The organism is Streptomyces camponoticapitis, assembly GCF_014646115.1.
In the GTDB taxonomy this organism is placed as follows: Bacteria; Actinomycetota; Actinomycetes; order Streptomycetales; family Streptomycetaceae; genus Streptomyces; species Streptomyces camponoticapitis.
The window spans coordinates 59,048-76,395 of sequence record NZ_BMMV01000017.1 but is presented as its reverse complement, the minus strand read 5'-3'; the positions used below and the strand labels follow the sequence as shown (position 1 = coordinate 76,395).

The window sequence follows — 17,348 nt, the reverse complement described above, 5'->3', positions numbered from 1 at the left end:
CCTTCAAGTGAGCGGATGGAGCGGTACGTCGGAAGCGGTTACGAGGCGGAGCCCCGGGGCAACGAGGTCAGGCCTCGCCGTGGCGCGCCGTGCGGCTCTGGACAAGTACGGCGGCCACGATGATCGCGCCCTTGGCGATCTGCTGGACGTCGCTCTGCAGGTTGTTGAGCGCGAAGATGTTGGTGATCGTGGTGAAGATCAGGACACCGAGTACGGAGCCGACGATCGTGCCGCGGCCACCGCTGAGCAGGGTGCCGCCGATGATCGCCGCCGCGATGGCGTCGAGCTCGTAGAGGTTGCCGTTCGTGTTCTGTCCGGAGCCGGAGAGCACGATCAGCATGAAGGCCGCGATACCGCAGCACAGGCCGGAGAACAGATACAGATACAGCCGCTGCCTGCGGACGTCGATACCGGCGAGCCGGGTCGCCTCCGCGTTGCCGCCGACCGCGATCGTGCGGCGGCCGAAGGTCGTGCGGTTGAGCAGCAGCCAGCCGACCACCGTCACCACCGCGAAGATGATGACGAGCGGTGGGATCCCGAGGATGTACGAGTCACGCGCGGCGAGGTCGAGCACCGACTTCAGGGTGACGATCTGCGTGTTGCCTTCGGTGATGAGAAGGGCCAGACCACGGGCGGACGCCATGATCGCGAGCGTCGCGATGAACGGTGCCATCCCGCCGTACGCGATCAGCACTCCGTTGACCAGACCACAGGCCAGACCCACGATGATCGCGGTGAACAGGATGCCGGCGAAGCCGTACTCCTGGGTCGCCAGGGTTGTCGCCCACACCGATGCCAGGGCCACGATCGCGCCGACCGACAGGTCGATGCCGCCGCTGGTGATGACGAACGTCATGCCGACGGTGACGACACCGATGATCGACGCCTGGGTGAGGACCAGCTGGAGGTTGCTGGTCGCCAGGAACGCGTCGGGCTTGGTGGCACCGCCGACGATTATCAGGACGGCGAGCACGCCGAGCAGCGAGAGCGTCCGGAAATCGAGACGCAGCCCGAGCGGCGGCCGGCTCCCGGATCCTCCCGGGGTCTTTCCGGCGGGCTTGGTCAGCGGCACGGGTGCGGCGTCGGCGGCGGGTGCGGCGTCGGGCCCGCCCTGCTGCGCCTCAGAGGCAGGCTGTTTCATGGCGTCGGGCTCCCTTCCATCACAAGGTCGAGTACACGGTGCTCGTCCAGCTCCTGGGCCGGTGACGTGTGGACGACACGGCCCTCCCGGAGCACCAGCACCCGGTCGGCGAGGCCAAGGACCTCGGGGACCTCGCTGGAGACGAGAAGTACGGCGAGGCCTTCGTCGGCCAGCCGGCGGATCACGGCGTAGAGCTCGGCGCGCGCGCCGACGTCCACACCGCGGGTGGGTTCGTCGAGAAGCAGCACCCGGCAGCCGCGCAGCAGCCAGCGGGCCAGGACCGCCTTCTGCTGGTTGCCGCCGGACAGGGTGCGGATGACGGCGTCGGGGTTGTCGGGGCGCAGGGAGAGCTCCTGGGTCGCGCCCCTGGCGGCCTTGCGCTCGGCGGAGCTGTCGAGCCAGCCGCCGCGGGAGAACCGGGAGAGTGAGGACACCGACACGTTGCGGGTGACCGACTCGATGAGCAGCAGGGCCTGGGCCTTGCGCTCCTCGGGGGCGAGGCCGAGTCCGGCGCGTACGGCGGCGCGGACACTGCCGGGCTTCAGCTCCTGGCCGTCGACCAGCACCCGGCCGGCCGTGGGCTTGCGGGCGCCGAAGATGGTCTCCAGGATCTCGGAGCGTCCCGAGCCCACGAGTCCCGCGAGTCCGACGATCTCGCCGGGCCTCAGTTCGAGGTCGACCGGTTCGAACTCGCCCTCCCTGGTGAGTCCTTCGGTCCGCAGTACGGGCTCGCCGCGCGGGGCGTCGGCGACCGACGGGCGGTCGGGGAAGACGTACGCGACCTTCCGGCCGGTCATCAGGGAGACGACCTCGCTGGTGGGGGTCTCCTTCGCGGGCAGGCCCACGGCCACGGTACGGCCGTCCTTGATGACGGTCACCCGGTCGCCGATCCGGCGGATCTCCTCCAGCCGGTGGGAGATGTAGATGACGGCGACACCGTCGGCGGTGAGTGTCTCGACGATACGGAAGAGGTTGTCGACCTCGTCCGGGTCGAGCGCCGCCGACGGCTCGTCCATCACGATGAGGCGTACGTCGTGGGAGAGCGCGCGGGCCATGGAGACGATCTGCTGGTGTGCGGCGGAGAGTTCACCGACCTGCCGGCTCGCGGGGATCTCGGGGTGGCCGAGACGCGCGAGCAGCGCGGTGGCGGCGGCCCTGGCCTCGCCGCCCTTGACGATGAAACCGGCGGACGTCGGCTCATGCCCGAGGAAGATGTTCTCGGCGACCGACAGGCCCTCGACCAGGTCGAGTTCCTGGTAGATGGTCGCGATGCCGAGCTTCATCGCCGCGATGGGTGACTTGAGCTGGACCTCTTCGCCGCGCCAGGTGATGACACCGTCGTCGGGCTGGTGCGCGCCGGCGAGCACCTTGATGAGTGTGGACTTGCCGGCCCCGTTCTGGCCGAGCAGACAGTGGACTTCGCCTGCCTGGACCTCCAGGTCCACGCCGTCCAGGGCGCGGACGCCCGGGAACAGCTTGGTGATGCCGGACATGGTGAGCAGGTGGCCTTCGGGTGGTGCTGGTGCCATGGCGTATCCCCTCGGCGGATGCGGCCGGTGAGCGGGCTTGCGGGCGTGCGGAACTGGGCGGTGCGAGGTGCGGGTGGTGCGGCTCGGTGCGGGTGGTGCGCGTGGCGCCGGGAGCTGGATGACGCCGTGACCGGTGATGCTTTTGTTATGTCTTTTGCTGTTATTTCGGTTGTGCGGATGAAGCGTGTGCCGTACGGCCTGGCTCCGGGTTCACCGGGGTCAGGCCGGGGAGAAGAGGTGGTCGCTGATCAGGCGGGCCGCTCCGGTGACTCCGGCGGTCGGTCCCAACTCCCCCAGCACGATGGGAAGATTGCCGGTGGCCAGCGGGAGCGACTGGCGGTAGACCTGGGTGCGGACGCTGGCCAGCAGGGTGTGGCCGAGGCCGGTCACCCCGCCGCCGATCACGACGAGGGCCGGGTTGAAGAAGCTGACGAGTCCGGCGATGACCTGGCCGACCCGGTTGCCGCCCTCGCGGATGAGGTGGAGGGCGGTGGGGTCGCCGGCCGCGGCGGCCACGGCGACATCGGCGGCGGTGAGCCGGCCGGCCGCTTCGAGGCGCGCGGCGAGTTCGGCGGAACGGCCCGTACGGGCGGCGTCCTCGGCGTCCCTGGCCAGCGCGGCACCGCTGAAGTGGGCTTCCAGGCAACCCCTGTTGCCGCAGACACAGGCGCGCCCGTCGGGCTCGACCCGGATATGGCCGATGTCGCCCGCGCTGCCGGTGGTGCCCCGGTAGACCTCGCCGCCGACCACGATGCCGCAGCCGATACCGGTACCGATCTTGACGCAGAGGAAGTCGCCCACGGAGCGTGCGACGCCCGCGTGCTGCTCGCCCATCGCCATCAGATTCACGTCGTTGTCGACCATGACGGGGCAGCCGAGGTCCTGGCTGAGGGCCTCGCGTACGGGGAAACCGTCCCAGCCGGGCATGATCGGTGGCGCGACCGGGACGCCTTCGGGGAAGCGGACCGGACCCGGAACGCCGATGCCGGCGCCGTCGTAACCGTCGGCGAGGCCCGAGGCCCTGAGCTTGGCGGCCATCGCGAGCACCTGCTCGAAGACGGCGACCGGGCCCTCGCGGACGTCCATGGGATGGTTGACGTGTCCGAGCACTTCGAGTTCGGCGTTGGTGACGGCGACGTCGATGGACGTGGCGCCGATGTCCACCCCGAGGAAGCGGAGGGCGGGCGCGAGCCGGATGTTGTGAGAGCGGCGGCCGCCGCGCGACGCCGCGAGTCCGTCGGCGACGACGAGCCCTGTCTCCAGCAGCCGGTCGACCTCGACGGCGAGCTTGGAGCGGGAGAGGTCGACCTGATCGCCGAGCTGGGCGCGGGAGTTGGGCCCACCGTCACGCAAGAGCCGGAGCAGTCGCGCCTGATGAGCGTTCGCGGGTCGTGCGGTCATACGTCTCACGCGCCCCTCCCCGCCTCTCGGCTGTGTGATGCGTCGCTACGTCGGTGTCGTTTCGACGGGCTTTCGAGGGGAACGTAGCAGCGCTTTCCCCGAGTGGGAAGAAGTTGAGCAGGAATCGCTCCTAACTTTCTCCACAGTCAGGACAAAGGCGTTTCGCGGCACCTGGCCCATGATCCGTCGCCGGACATACGAAAGACGCCTCCCCGACCGGGCGGAGGCGCCTCGCTCTGCGACTGCACACGTGCGAATACGGTCAGACCTGGGTGTCCCCGCGGTGGTGGTACGTGGTGCGCGTCTGCTCCGTGTGGGAGCGCATGACCTCCGTGGCCGCGCGCTCGTCCCGTGCCGAGATCGCCGCGATCAGGGCCCGGTGCTCGATCCAGGACTGCTTGCCGCGCTGCCGCGCCACCGGTGTGTAGTACCAGCGCACCCGGCGGTCCACCTGCGCCGCGAGCTCCGCCAGGACAACGTTTCCCGCCAGCTCCATCACCTTCGCGTGGAACGCCGCGTTCGTCGCGACCGTGAGATCCACGTCGTCGTCGGCCACCGACTGCTCGCCCTTGGCGCAGAGCGCCTCCAGCGCGGCGATGCCCGCCGAGCCCGAGTTCGCGGCGGCAAGCCTCGCCGCCTCGGCCTCAAGGAGCGTACGGACGGAGAGCAGCTGGTCGGCCTCCGCCTCGGTCGGCTCATGGACGAACGCGCCCTGGGCGGGCCGGAGATCGACCCACCCCTCGGTGTTCAGCCGCTGGAGTGCCTCGCGTACCGGCTGCCGGGACACGCCGAGATGACCGGCGAGTTCGCTCTCCACCAGATGCTGTCCCGGCCGCAGTTGGCGGACGGTGATGAGCTCCAGCAGGGCCTCGTAGACGCGCTCGCGCAGCGGGCCGGGGCGTTCGAGCTTGGGCACTGAGCCCTGTGGCAGTCCTGCGGACAACATGCGGTCCCCCATCCTGGCTGATCTGCGGCAAAGACCCCGGCAACAGACGGCAACGATTGGCTATCGTCTACAGTCTACCGAGAACCGTAGCGCTCAGGGGCAGCGGATGACCTGGCCGGCGTAAGAGAGATTCCCGCCAAACCCGAAGAGGAGCGCGGGAGCGCCCGATTCCACCTCACCGCGCTCCACCAGTTTGGACAGCGCCATGGGGATGGACGCGGCCGAGGTGTTTCCGGAGTCCACGACATCGCGCGCGATGACGGCGTTGACCGCGCCGATCTTCTGGGCGACGGGTTCGATGATCCGCAGATTGGCCTGGTGCAGCACGACGGCGGCCAGGTCCTCGGGGGCGATGCCCGCGCGCTCGCACACCTTGCGGGCGATCGGCGGCAGCCGGGTGGTGGCCCAGCGGTAGACGGACTGGCCCTCCTGGGCGAAGCGGGGCGGGGTGCCCTCGATCCGTACGGCGTTGCCCATCTCGGGGACCGAGCCCCACAGCACCGGGCCGATGCCCGGCTCCTCGTCCGGCCGGACCGCCTCGACGACCGCCGCGCCCGCGCCGTCACCGAGCAGGACGCAGGTGGAGCGGTCGGTCCAGTCGGCGATGTCGGCCATCTTGTCCGCGCCGATGACGAGCGCGCGGGTCGCCGCTCCGGCCCGTACGGCGTGGTCCGCGGTGGCGAGCGCGTGGGTGAAACCGGCGCAGACCACGTTGAGGTCCATCACGGCCGGTGAGCCCATGGAGAGCCGGGCGGCGACACGGGCGGCCATGTTCGGGGACCGGTCGATCGCGGTGGAGGTGGCGACCAGGACGAGGTCGATGTCCGTGGGCGTGAGGCCGGCCGCGGCGAGTGCCTTGGCGGCGGCGTGCGCCGCCAGCTCGTCCACCGGCTCGTCGGGCCCGGCCACATGCCGTGTTCTGATGCCGACGCGGCTCCTGATCCACTCATCACTGGTGTCGACCATGGCCGCCAGGTCGTCGTTGGTGAGCACCTTGGCGGGCTGGTAGTGCCCCAGCGCGGCGATACGAGTGCCGGTCATCCCCGGGACCTCCTTCTCGGTCGACGTCAGGAGATTCCCAGTCTCGTCAGCGACTCACGAGTACGGGGGCAGGCGACCCAACAGGATTCCCCGCCTCCTCTTGGAGACTCCGGATCATCAGGCGTCGTCCGGGTGACCGCCGTTCGAATCGCCCGCGGGCCCATGGGCCCGGCACGATCCGAACGGCGGTTCCCAGGTCACCCGGTGAACAGCTGGGTGGCCTTGCGGACCAGTTCGTACAGACCGTACGCGAGTGGGGCGCCCACCCAGAGCCAGGCGAAGACGATCAGCGCGGTTCGCCGGGACTCAGGCACTGCGCTCCCGCTCTCCGGTGCTGTGGTCATCGGCGGCCTCCTTCGGTTCTTCCGGCTCCGCGCCGGTGCTGTTCTCCGGCCGGTGGTGGCGCGGGTGTACGGGGCGGACCAGCTCGTTCGCGACGAAACCGACGACGAGCAGCCCGATCATGATGGTCAGCGAGAGCCCGTACAGTCCGGGCCCGCTCTTGCCCGCCTCCTCCTGGCTGTCGGCCACCCGGTTGACGATGAGCGGGCCGAGGACGCCGGCCGCCGACCAGGCGGTGAGCAGCCGTCCGTGGATCGCGCCCACCTGGTAGGTGCCGAACAGGTCCTTGAGGTACGCGGGGACGGTCGCGAAGCCGCCTCCGTAGAAGGAGAGGATCACCAGCGCGCAGATGATGAAGAGCGGCTTGGAGGAGTCGCCGAACTGCGCGATGAGCAGATACATCAGGGCGCCGACACCCAGATAGACGCGGTAGGTGTTCTTCCGGCCGATCACGTCGGAGGTGGACGACCAGCCGATGCGCCCGGCCATGTTGGCCGCCGACAGCAGGGCGACGAAACCGGCCGCGGCCGAGACGGAGACCGGCGTGTCGGTCTCCGCGAAGAAGTCCGTGATCATCGGCGCGGCCTTCTCCAGGATGCCGATGCCCGCGGTGACGTTCATACACAGGACGACCCAGAGCAGCCAGAACTGCGGTGTGCGGACAGCCGAGTTCGCGGAGACCTGGGCCGTGGTTATCAGGGCCGACGCGGGTGCGGGCGCCGCCTTCGGCGCCGCGTCCGGGCGCGGTACGCGGATCAGCAGGACGCCGAGCAGCATGAAGACCGCGTAGACCAGACCGTGCACGAGGAAGGCCTTGGCGATGCCGTCACTGGTGGAGCCGAACGACTCCAGCATCTGCGCGGACCACGGCGACGCGATGAGCGCGCCGCCGCCGAATCCCATGATCGCGATACCGGTGGCCATTCCCGGCCGGTCGGGGAACCACTTGATCAGCGTGGAGACGGGCGAGATGTACCCGATGCCGAGTCCGATGCCGCCGACGAAGCCGTAGCCGAAGACGATCAGCCAGAACTGTTCGGTCGCCGCGCCGAGCGCGGACAGCAGGAAACCGGACGAGAAGCAGATGAGGGCGACGGTCATCGCCCAGCGGGGGCCGTTGCGTTCGACGAGGGTGCCGCCGAACGCGGCCGAGAGGCCGAGCATCACGATGCCCAGCTGGAAGGGGAGGGCGCTCTGGGTGCCTGAGAGGTCGAGAGCGGATTCCAGCGGCGGCTTGAACACGCTCCATGCGTAGGCCTGACCGATCGAGAGGTGCACCGAGAGCGCGGCGGGGGGTACCAGCCAGCGGCTCCAGCCGACCGGGGCGAGTGGTGGGGTCATGGTCGCGAACTCTAGGAACCGTTCCCACCGTTTGGGAAGATCTTTTACCTGTTCCAGGTCGACCGTATGCCGACGACAGAACTCTTGTCGGCAGTTATTCCATACTGTAGACAATATATCGTGGGCAAAGTGTGTCTCTTCCCTGATTCCTGCGCTTCTCTCAACACCCTCAAAGCGAACGGAGAGCCCCACGGTGAAAGTCGCAGTCGTCGGCGCCGGTGCGATCGGCGCCTATGTCGGAGCCGCGCTGGATCGCGCAGGCGCCGAAGTCCATCTCATCGCCCGTGGACCGCATCTGGCGGCCATGAGGCAGCACGGAGTCCGGGTGTACAGCCCGCGCGGTGATTGGACCGCGCGGGTGCACGCCACCGACGACCCGGCCGACATCGGGCCGGTCGACCACGTGTTCCTGGGCCTCAAGGCGAATTCGTACGCGGCGTGCGGGCCGCTCATCGCGCCTCTGCTCCAGGACCACACGGCGGTCATCGCCGCGCAGAACGGCATCCCCTGGTGGTACTTCCACCAGCACGGCGGCCCGCACGACGGCCGCCGTATCGAGAGCGTCGACCCCGGCGGCTCGGTCAGCGCGGTCCTGCCGCCGGAGCGCGCCATCGGCTGTGTGGTCTACGCGGCGACGGAGCTGGAAGGGCCCGGAGTCGTACGGCACCTGGAAGGCACCCGGTTCTCCATCGGGGAGCCGGACCGGTCGCTCTCGCCGCGCACCAAGGAGTTCAGTGAGGCCATGCGGGCGGGCGGGCTCAAATGTCCGGTCGAGGCCGAACTCCGCGATGAAATCTGGATCAAGCTCCTCGGCAACATCTCCTTCAACCCGATCAGCGCGCTGACCCGCGCCACGATGCGGGAGATGTGTCTGCACCGCAGCACACGCGAGGTCATCGAGCTGATGATGACCGAGACGCTCCGGGTCGCCGAGGCGCTCGGCTGCCACCCCGACATCTCCGTCGAACGCCGGCTGGCCGGCGCGGAACGGGTCGGGGACCACCGGACCTCCACGCTCCAGGACCTGGAGAAGGGGAAGCCGATGGAGCTCGACGTGCTGCTCGCGGCGGTCGTCGAACTCGCCGCCATGTGCGGCATCGAGGTGCCGACGCTTCGCACGGTCGACGCCATCTCGGACCTGCTGGCGCGGGGTGTGGCCGCCTGACCGCCGTCGACCGGAGCCTTCAACGGGCCGCGCGCGGCCCGTTGAAGGCTCCGGTCCCTCACAAAACCCGTACGTAAGACTTCCGCTTCACGACGGCCATCGGGATACTGTATGCAATGGCGCGGCCACAAGCCATGACTCATGAGGGAGCGCAGCGTGAAAAGCAGCGCAAGAAGGCGGGATCGCACGCCGAAGACCTACGCCAGGCTCGAACACCCGCTGGTACGGGACGAGAAGGGCGGCCCGTTCCGGCGGGCGACCTGGGAGGAAGCACTGGACCGGGCAGCCGCCGGGCTGGCCGCCGCGCGCGGTGCGTTCGGAATGTTCTCGTGCGCCCGGGCCACGAACGAGATGAACTACGTCGCGCAGAAGTTCGCGCGAGTGGTGATGGGCACCAACAACGTCGACTCCTGTAACCGGACGTGTCACGCACCGAGCGTCGCGGGCCTCTCCGCGGCCTTCGGCTCCGGCGGCGGCACCTCCTCCTACGAGGAGGTCGAGCACACGGACCTGATCGTGATGTGGGGCTCCAACGCCCGTTTCGCGCACCCGATCTTCTTCCAGCATGTGCTCAAGGGCATCAGGAACGGCGCGCGGATGTACGCCGTCGACCCCCGCCGCACCTCCACGGCCGAGTGGGCCGAGAGCTGGATGGGGCTCAACGTCGGCACGGACATCCCGCTGGCGCACGCCGTCGGCCGCGAGATCATCCACGCGGGGCTGCACAACAAGGCGTTCATCGAGCAGGCCACGACCGGCTTCGACGAGTACGCGGCCGAGGTCGAGCCGTGGACCCTCGGCGTGGCCGAGAAGGTCACGGGCGTACCCGCCGCGGCGATCCGCGACCTCGCCCACGCCTACGCCCGCGCCGAGCGGGCCCAGCTGTGCTGGACGCTCGGCATCACCGAGCACCACAACGGCACGGACAACGTCCGGGCGCTGATCAACCTGTCGCTGCTCACCGGGCACGTCGGGCGGTACGGCTCCGGGGTCCAGCCCCTGCGCGGGCAGAACAACGTGCAGGGCGGCGGCGACATGGGGGCCATCCCCAACCGGCTGCCGGGCTTCCAGGACATCCTCGAACCCGAGATCCGGCAGAAGTTCGAGACCGCGTGGGACACCGTGATCCAGCCCCACTACGGCCTCAACCTGACCGACATGTTCGAGGCGATGGAGACCGGCGACCTCAAGGCCGTCTACTGCATCGGCGAGAACCCCGCGCAGTCCGAGGCCGACAGCGAGCAGGCCGTGGAGCGGCTGAAGGCGCTCGACTTCCTGGTGGTGCAGGACATCTTCCACACCAAGACGGCGGAACTGGCGGACGTGATCCTGCCCGCGACCGCCGCGTGGTGCGAGACGGACGGCACCACCACCAACAGCGAGCGCCGGGTCCAGCGCGTCCGCAAGGCGATCGAACCGCCGGGCGAGGCACGCGAGGACATCGACATCATCTGCGACCTGGCCGCCCGGCTCGGGCATCCGTGGAAGTTCGCGGACGCCGAGACCGTCTGGAACGAGCTGCGCGACCTGTCGCCCGACCACTACGGGATGACGTACGACCGGCTGGTCGAGCACCACGGCATCCAGTGGCCGTGCCCCGACACCGAGCGGCTCGAACCCACCTATCTGCACGGCAGGTTGTGGGAGGCGGACCCCGCCAAGCGCGGCAGGCTCGCCCCGTTCGGCATCGTCAAGCACGACCCGCCGGTGGATCTGACGGATGATCAGTATCCGATCAGGCTCACCACCGGGCGCCGGCTCGACTCGTACAACACCGGTGTGCAGAGCGGGAGTTTCGCCTCCCCGATGCGCCGCGGCGAGTATCTGGAGCTGTGCCCGGAGGACGCGGAGAAGTACGGCGTCCAGGTCGGCGAGGAGGTCCAGATCTCCTCACGGCGCGGCACGGTGCGGGCGCCGGTGTGGATCGACCCGGGGCTCCGTCCCGGGCTGGCCTTCATGACCATGCACTTCCCGGACGAGGTGGACACCAACCAGCTGACGATCGAGGCGAACTGCCCGATCGCCGGCACCGCCGAGTTCAAGGCGTCGGCCATCCGGATCGAGAAGTTGCCCGGATATGTGACAGAGATGTCCGCGACAGCGGCGAGGAGCTGAGAATCAGTGGACCTGCACTTCGGTGACAGCAAACCGACTGACGAGGAGCGGGCGGCGGTCGACTCGCTGCTCGGCCCCGCGACGTCGGCGTGGGAAGGCGCGGAAGACCGCTCGGACGCGGATCTGCGCTGGGCCCGCGGTGGTCGCGAGGCACGCGAACGGCGCGACCTGCTGTTGCCGGGGTTGCATGCCATCAACGACCGCGTGGGCTGGATCAGCGAGGGCGCGCTCGCCTACCTCTGCCGACGGCTCACGGTGCCGCCGGCGGAGGCGTACGGCGTGGCCACGTTCTACGCGATGTTCGCGGTCAAGCCCCGGCCCGCCAAGGTGCTGCACGTCTGCACCGACCTGGCGTGCGCCGGGAACGGCTCGGCCAAGCTCTGCGCGGACCTGGAGGAACGGATAGGCGCCGCGGGCTCGGCGGCGGACGGTGTCGTCTGGCAGCCGAGCCCGTGCCTGGGCCTGTGCGAACGGGCCCCGGCGGCGCTGGTGCTTCAGGCGGGCACCCCGTCCGACACGGTCCCCGCGCAGCGGGACCCCCGGCTCAGGGACGTCCTCACCCCGGGGCCCGCGCGCCTCCCGGACACGGCGGGCGACACGGACGAGACGGTCGGGGGTGACACCGGCGGCGCCGGTGTCACCCCCATCCGGGCCGACCTCGCCTCCAACGGCGCGGTGGTCACGCCCCTGCGGGCGCACGCCAACGGCTCGTCGGCCGAACCCGCGCCCCGGCGGCAGGCGTTCGCCGTCATCGGCCCGGCCACGGTCGACACGCTGGTCGAGGCCGCCACGGCACCGGAGGACGCCCCCGAGGAGCCCTCCGCCGCCATGGCCGTACCGCAGGCCGGGCAGGACGGCCTGATGCTGCTCCAGCGGATCGGCGTCGTCGACCCGTACAGCATCGACGACTACCGGGCGCACGGCGGCTACCACGCCCTGCGGACCGCGTTCGACATCGGCCCCGCCGGGGTGATCCGCGAGGTCACCGACTCCGGGCTGCTCGGCCGCGGCGGCGCGGCCTTCCCCACCGGGCGCAAGTGGCAGGCCACCGCCTCCCAGCCCGACCGGCCGCACTATCTGGTCTGCAACGCCGACGAGTCCGAACCCGGCACCTTCAAGGACCGGGTGATCATGGAGGGCGACCCGTTCGCCCTGATCGAGGCCATGACCATCGCCGGTTACGCCACCGGCGCGCATGTCGGCTACCTCTATCTGCGCGGCGAGTACCCGCGCGCCCTGCACCGCCTGGAGAACGCCCTCACCCAGGCCCGCCTGCGCGGCTTCCTCGGTGACGACGTCCTCGGCCAGGGCTACGCCTTCGACATCGAGATCCGCCGGGGCGCCGGCGCCTACATCTGCGGTGAGGAGACGGCCCTCTTCAACTCCATCGAGGGCTTCCGCGGCGAGCCGCGCTCCAAGCCCCCGTTCCCGGTGGAGAAGGGGCTGTTCGGCAAGCCGACGGCCGCCAACAACGTCGAGACGCTCATCAACGTGCTGCCCATCCTGACGATGGGAGCCGAGGCGTACGCGGCGATCGGCACCGGCAACTCCACCGGCCCCAAGCTCTTCTGCGTCTCGGGCAGCGTCGAGCGGCCCGGCATCTACGAGCTGCCGTTCGGCGCCACCCTCGGTGATCTCCTCGACCTCGCGGGCACCCCGACCGAGATCCGGGCGATCCTGCTCGGCGGCGCGGCGGGCGGATTCGTACGGCCCGACGAGCGGGACATCCCGCTCACCTTCGAGGGGACCAGGGCCGCGGGCACCACCCTCGGCTCCGGCGTGATCCTGGTCATGGACGACACCGTCGGCCTGCCCCGGACACTGCTGCGCATCGCCGAGTTCTTCCGCGACGAGTCCTGCGGTCAGTGCGTGCCCTGCCGGGTCGGCACCGTCCGCCAGGAGGAAGCGCTGCACCGCATCAAGGACCGTACGGGCGCCGAGGCGTCCGACGACGTCGCGCTGCTGCGCGAGGTCGGTCAGACCATGCGCGACGCCTCCATCTGCGGTCTGGGACAGACCGCGTGGAATGCCGTCGAGTCCGCCATCGACCGTCTGGGGGCTTTCAAGTGACCGTCATTCCTCTTCAACTGCCGCGCCGTCTGCTTGAGTTCACACTCGACGGCGAACCCGTCCGGGTCCCCGAGGGCTCCACGATCCTGGACGCCTGCCGGGCGGCGGGCAAGGACATCCCGACGCTCTGCGAAGGCGACACGCTCACCCCGAAGAACGCGTGCCGGGTCTGTGTCGTCGAGGTCGAGGGCGCCCGTACGCTCGCTCCCGCCTGCTCACGCCGCGCCGAGGCCGGCATGGAGGTGAAGACGGACTCCGAGCGCGCCAGGACCAGCCGCAAGGTCGTCCTGGAACTGCTCGCCTCGTCCACCGACCTCTCCACGACACCGCGGGTGGCCGAGTGGATCAAGGAGTACGAGGCGAAGCCCGACCGGTTCGGGCCCGACGCGGCCCGGGTCAACGAGACACCGAAGATCGACAACGATCTCTACGTCCGCGACCTCGACAAGTGCATCCTCTGCTACAAGTGCGTGGACGCCTGCGGCGAGCAGTGGCAGAACACCTTCGCCATCTCCGTCGCCGGCCGCGGCTTCGACGCACGGATCTCCACCGAGCACGCCGTGGCGCTCCCCGAATCCGCGTGCGTCTACTGCGGCAACTGCATCGAGGTCTGCCCCACGGGCGCGCTCAGCTTCAAGTCGGAGTTCGACATGCGCGAGGCCGGGACCTGGAACGAGGAGGCGCAGACGGAAACCACGACCATCTGCGCGTACTGCGGCGTGGGCTGCAACCTCACCCTGCACGTACAGGACAATGAGATCGTCAAGGTCACCTCACCGCACGACAACCCGGTGACCCACGGCAATCTGTGCATCAAGGGCCGCTTCGGCTACCAGCACGCGCAGCAGCACTAGAGCCGGTCGCCCCGGCACCGGCGGGGCGCGACGAGCGAGGAACGGGAAGGATCGCCATGGGACGGGTCACCGAACGCCGCCGCACCATCCGCATCAGGGACGGTGCCGTCACCAGCCGCCCCGACACCCTCGTCGCCGAGGAACCCATGGAGATCCGGCTGAACGGCAAGCCGCTCGCCATCACCATGCGCACCCCCGGCGACGACTTCGCGCTCGCCGCCGGATTCCTGGTCAGTGAGGGCGTCCTCGGCTCGGCCGAGGACGTCCGGTCGATCGTGTACTGCGCCGGCGCGACGGACGACGGCAGGAACACGTACAACGTGGTGGACGTCCAGCTCTCACCCGGCGTCCCGATGCCGGACATCACGCTGGAACGCAACGTCTACACCACGTCCTCGTGCGGGCTCTGCGGCAAGGCCAGCCTCGACGCCGTACGCACCACGGCCCGGTTCCCGATCGCCGACACTCCCCCGGTCCGGGTCGAACCGGCTCTGCTTTCCGGCCTCCCCGACCGGTTGCGGGCGGCACAGCAGGTCTTCGACCGGACCGGGGGTCTGCACGCCGCGGCCCTCTTCTCCGAGACCGGCGAACTCCTCGACATCCGGGAGGACGTGGGCCGCCACAACGCGGTGGACAAACTCGTCGGGCGGGCGCTCCAGCAGGGTCTGCTGCCGCTCTCGCGGGTGATCCTGCTGGTCTCGGGCCGGGCGTCCTTCGAACTCGCCCAGAAGGCGGTGATGGCCGGAATCCCGGTCCTGGCGGCGGTCTCCGCACCGTCGTCGCTCGCCGTCGACCTCGCCGCGGAGACGGGGCTGACGCTCGTCGGCTTCCTCCGCGGCCCCTCCATGAACGTGTATGCCGGCGACGACCGCATCGCCCTCCACAGCGAGGTGTGACGCGCTGCCGCTGCACGGGATACACGGGATAAGGACCCGGCCGGCGGGGAGCGCCCCCTGCGCCGGCCGGGTCCCTCCTGAATTCTCCGGGGGCTCGGTTCACCTCCGGGCGCTTTGAGCCACTGTCGAGGGTCGACCGTGTTCGGTCCGCTCGTTCCTCACCAACCTCCGCGCGCTCTCCCTTTCGACAGCGGCGCGCCCTTCGGCTCACTCGCCGGTACGCCGGCCGGGGTGAGCGCCGTGTCCTGTTCCGGCGTGTCCTTCGAGCGGTGTTTGGCGATCACCGCGCACACCACCAGCTGAAGCATGTGGAACAGCATCAGCGGCAGTACCGCGAGGCTCGCCTGCGCGCCGAACAGCACACTCGCCATCGGCAGCCCGGCCGCGAGGCTCTTCTTCGAGCCCGCGAACTGGATCGCCACCCGGTCCGCCCTGTTGAAGCCGAGCCGCCGCGAGCCGTACCAGGTGATCGTCAGCATCACCGTGAGCAGCACCGCCTCGACCGCGAACAGCCCGCCGAGCCGCCCCGGGGTGACCTGGTGCCAGATGCCCGCCACCATGCCCTGGCTGAAGGCCGTGTAGACGACCAGCAGGATCGAGCCACGGTCCACCCGGCCCAGCAGTGTGCGGTGCCGGGCGAGGAAGCCGCCGACCCAGCGCCGTAGCAACTGGCCCGCCACGAACGGCAGCAGCAGCTGCGCCACGATGCGCAGCAGCGAGTCGGGCGAGATGCCGGCGGTGCCGCCGCCGAGCAGCAGGGCGGCGAGCAGCGGGGTCACCACGATGCCCGCGATGCTGGAGAAGGATCCGGCGCAGATCGCCGCGGGTACGTTGCCCCGTGCCATGGACGTGAAGGCGATGGACGACTGGATCGTCGACGGGACCAGGCAGAGGAAGAGCAGCCCGTTGTGGAGCTCGGGTGTCAGGACGAAGGGCACGAGCCCGCGGGCGGCCAGCCCCAGCACCGGGAAGATCAGGAACGTGCAGGCCAGGACGGTCAGATGGAGCCGCCAGCTCTTGAGGCCGTCCACGGCTTCACGGGTCGAGAGCCGGGCGCCGTACAGGAAGAAGAGCAGCGCGACCGCGCCGGTCGACGCCCCGCCGACGACGTCCGCCGTGGTGCCGGACGCGGGCAGCAGGGCCGCGAGGGCGACGGTGCCGAGGAGGGCGAGGATGTACGGGTCCAGGGGCAGCCAGGACGGCAGCCGCCGAGACCGGGGGGACCCTGGGGACGGGGGTGACGGGGACGGCGTACGGCGGCGGTTCATGTGCTCCACTGGCTCTTGCTGTGTGCTCCGGATCTCTTACGCGTTCCGGATCTTGGTCCGTGTTCCGGGACGGATCGCGCGCTCTCCATGATCCAGGGCCCGAGCTTGATCGGGAATCCCGCATGCGGCTCTGACTGTCATCACGGTCCGCGATGACCCGGGCTACCCTGTGCCGCATGTACGACATGTACGACCCCGCGCAGCTGCGTACCTTCCTCGCCGTGGCGCAGACCCTGAGCTTCACCCAGGCCGCGCGGCGCCTCGGCGTACGGCAGTCGACGGTCAGCCAGCACGTACGGCGGCTGGAGGCGGCGGCCGGGGGCCGGCAGCTCTTCACGCGGGACACGCACAGTGTGGAGCTGACCGAGGACGGCGAGGCCATGCTCGGCTTCGCCCGTACGATCCTCGCGGCCCACGAGCGGGCGGCGGAGTACTTCTCCGGGACCCGGCTGCGCGGCAGGCTCCGCTTCGGCGCCTCCGAGGACTTCGTCCTGACGCGGCTGCCCGAGATCCTGGAGTCGTTCCGCGCGGATCACCCCGAGGTCGATCTGGAGCTGACCGTCGAGCTGTCCGGGGTGCTGCACGAGCGCCTGGCGGCCGGCGAGCTGGATCTGGTGCTGGCCAAGCGCCGGGGCGGTGACACGCACGGCGAGCTGGTCTGGCAGTCCACGCTGGTCTGGATCGGGGCGCCGCGGCTGCGGATCGATCCCGAGCGTCCGGTGCCGCTGATCCTGTTCCCGGCGCCCGGCATCACCCGCGCCCGCGCCCTGGAGGTGCTGGAGGCGGACGGGCGCGCCTGGCGCATCGCCTGTACGAGCGCGAGCCTGAGCGGGCTGATCGCGGCGGCCCGCGCGGGTCTCGGCGTGATGGCGCACACCCGTGGACTGATCCCGCCGGGCCTGGTGCCCGTACCGGCCCGCGCGGCCCTGCCGGAGCTGGGCGGTGTGGACTTCGTGCTGCTGCACGGACGGCGGCCGGTCCGTGCGGCGGCGCGGGCGTCGGACCGGAGTCCGGCGGACGCGCTCGCCGACGCCATTCTGGCGGGCGGCGACCGGCTGCACCGCCCGGCCGAGGCGCGCTGAGCCGCGACTCTCGCGGCACACCCGCCAGATCCGCGACATCCGCCACCGACGAGAACCCGCCACACCGAGGCGCTGGTACAGGCCAAGCCCCCTCCCCGGGGCGGGGGCGTAATCGCACCGTACAGATTCGGTGGAGATTCCCCCAAGGCACACTTAC

The 17,348-nt window shown here is 70.2% G+C and carries 14 protein-coding genes; 6 read left to right on the top strand and 8 right to left on the bottom strand.

Annotated elements, in window-relative coordinates:
• Positions 1-67 precede the first annotated feature (67 nt).
• From IEY79_RS24155 to IEY79_RS24125, 7 genes are all read right to left on the bottom strand, one after another.
• On the bottom strand, positions 68-1,141 hold the full coding sequence (locus IEY79_RS24155; RefSeq protein ID WP_189109681.1) for an ABC transporter permease: 1,074 nt from the start codon (positions 1,139-1,141) through the stop codon (positions 68-70).
• Positions 1,138-2,670, bottom strand: coding sequence for a sugar ABC transporter ATP-binding protein (locus IEY79_RS24150; RefSeq protein WP_189109680.1), 1,533 nt, complete (start codon positions 2,668-2,670; stop codon positions 1,138-1,140). Before IEY79_RS24150 ends, IEY79_RS24155 begins: the two co-directional genes overlap by 4 nt.
• Positions 2,671-2,889: 219 nt before the next feature.
• Positions 2,890-4,071 (bottom strand): ROK family transcriptional regulator, encoded by a 1,182-nt coding sequence (locus IEY79_RS24145; RefSeq protein WP_189109679.1) that lies wholly within the window; start codon positions 4,069-4,071, stop codon positions 2,890-2,892.
• Between the two features lie 262 nt (positions 4,072-4,333).
• Positions 4,334-5,017: a GntR family transcriptional regulator gene (locus IEY79_RS24140; RefSeq protein ID WP_078494123.1), complete on the bottom strand. Its 684-nt coding sequence runs from the start codon at positions 5,015-5,017 to the stop codon at positions 4,334-4,336.
• Between the two features lie 93 nt (positions 5,018-5,110).
• The gene (locus IEY79_RS24135; protein WP_189109678.1) at positions 5,111-6,058 is read right to left on the bottom strand and encodes a beta-ketoacyl-ACP synthase III; all 948 of its coding nucleotides are present in this window, start codon (positions 6,056-6,058) and stop codon (positions 5,111-5,113) included.
• A 197-nt stretch (positions 6,059-6,255) separates the two neighbouring features.
• On the bottom strand, positions 6,256-6,402 hold the full coding sequence (locus IEY79_RS24130) for an MFS transporter small subunit (RefSeq protein ID WP_189109677.1): 147 nt from the start codon (positions 6,400-6,402) through the stop codon (positions 6,256-6,258).
• Entirely contained in the window at positions 6,365-7,741 is a 1,377-nt protein-coding gene (locus IEY79_RS24125; RefSeq protein ID WP_189109676.1) for an L-lactate MFS transporter, read from the bottom strand. The genes IEY79_RS24130 and IEY79_RS24125 overlap by 38 nt, the downstream gene beginning before the upstream one ends.
• A 193-nt stretch (positions 7,742-7,934) precedes the next feature.
• On the opposite strand from IEY79_RS24125, the gene IEY79_RS24120 reads away from it, so the two are divergent.
• From IEY79_RS24120 to fdhD, 5 genes are all read left to right on the top strand, one after another.
• Complete coding sequence (locus IEY79_RS24120; protein WP_189109675.1) at positions 7,935-8,906, top strand: 2-dehydropantoate 2-reductase; 972 nt, start codon at positions 7,935-7,937, stop codon at positions 8,904-8,906.
• Between the two features lie 156 nt (positions 8,907-9,062).
• The gene (locus IEY79_RS24115; protein ID WP_373292609.1) at positions 9,063-11,021 is read left to right on the top strand and encodes a molybdopterin oxidoreductase family protein; all 1,959 of its coding nucleotides are present in this window, start codon (positions 9,063-9,065) and stop codon (positions 11,019-11,021) included.
• A 6-nt stretch (positions 11,022-11,027) separates the two neighbouring features.
• Positions 11,028-13,091 (top strand): NAD(P)H-dependent oxidoreductase subunit E, encoded by a 2,064-nt coding sequence (locus tag IEY79_RS24110; protein WP_189109673.1) that lies wholly within the window; start codon positions 11,028-11,030, stop codon positions 13,089-13,091.
• The gene (locus IEY79_RS24105) at positions 13,088-13,945 is read left to right on the top strand and encodes a 2Fe-2S iron-sulfur cluster-binding protein (protein WP_189109672.1); all 858 of its coding nucleotides are present in this window, start codon (positions 13,088-13,090) and stop codon (positions 13,943-13,945) included. Before IEY79_RS24110 ends, IEY79_RS24105 begins: the two co-directional genes overlap by 4 nt.
• Positions 13,946-14,001: 56 nt before the next feature.
• Positions 14,002-14,841, top strand: a complete 840-nt coding sequence (fdhD, locus tag IEY79_RS24100; protein WP_189109671.1) for a formate dehydrogenase accessory sulfurtransferase FdhD — start codon at positions 14,002-14,004, stop codon at positions 14,839-14,841.
• A 158-nt stretch (positions 14,842-14,999) separates the two neighbouring features.
• On the opposite strand, the gene IEY79_RS24095 is transcribed toward fdhD, so the two are convergent.
• Entirely contained in the window at positions 15,000-16,109 is a 1,110-nt protein-coding gene (locus IEY79_RS24095) for a bile acid:sodium symporter family protein (protein WP_189109767.1), read from the bottom strand.
• 185 nt (positions 16,110-16,294) lie between these two features.
• On the opposite strand from IEY79_RS24095, the gene IEY79_RS24090 reads away from it, so the two are divergent.
• Entirely contained in the window at positions 16,295-17,191 is an 897-nt protein-coding gene (locus IEY79_RS24090; protein ID WP_373292615.1) for a LysR substrate-binding domain-containing protein, read from the top strand.
• Positions 17,192-17,348: the final 157 nt, after the last annotated feature.

Bases quoted from the DNA above. Each gene is read 5' to 3' on its own strand.
- IEY79_RS24130 (WP_189109677.1), bottom strand. From the start codon at position 6,402: ATGACCACAGCACCGGAGAGCGGGAGCGCAGTGCCTGAGTCCCGGCGA.
- IEY79_RS24135 (WP_189109678.1), bottom strand. From the start codon at position 6,058: ATGACCGGCACTCGTATCGCCGCGCTGGGGCACTACCAGCCCGCCAAG.
- IEY79_RS24145 (WP_189109679.1), bottom strand. From the start codon at position 4,071: ATGACCGCACGACCCGCGAACGCTCATCAGGCGCGACTGCTCCGGCTC.
- IEY79_RS24090 (WP_373292615.1), top strand. From the start codon at position 16,295: ATGTACGACCCCGCGCAGCTGCGTACCTTCCTCGCCGTGGCGCAGACC.
- IEY79_RS24140 (WP_078494123.1), bottom strand. From the start codon at position 5,017: ATGTTGTCCGCAGGACTGCCACAGGGCTCAGTGCCCAAGCTCGAACGC.
- IEY79_RS24150 (WP_189109680.1), bottom strand. From the start codon at position 2,670: ATGGCACCAGCACCACCCGAAGGCCACCTGCTCACCATGTCCGGCATC.
- IEY79_RS24155 (WP_189109681.1), bottom strand. From the start codon at position 1,141: ATGAAACAGCCTGCCTCTGAGGCGCAGCAGGGCGGGCCCGACGCCGCA.
- fdhD (WP_189109671.1), top strand. From the start codon at position 14,002: ATGGGACGGGTCACCGAACGCCGCCGCACCATCCGCATCAGGGACGGT.
- IEY79_RS24095 (WP_189109767.1), bottom strand. From the start codon at position 16,109: ATGAACCGCCGCCGTACGCCGTCCCCGTCACCCCCGTCCCCAGGGTCC.
- IEY79_RS24125 (WP_189109676.1), bottom strand. From the start codon at position 7,741: ATGACCCCACCACTCGCCCCGGTCGGCTGGAGCCGCTGGCTGGTACCC.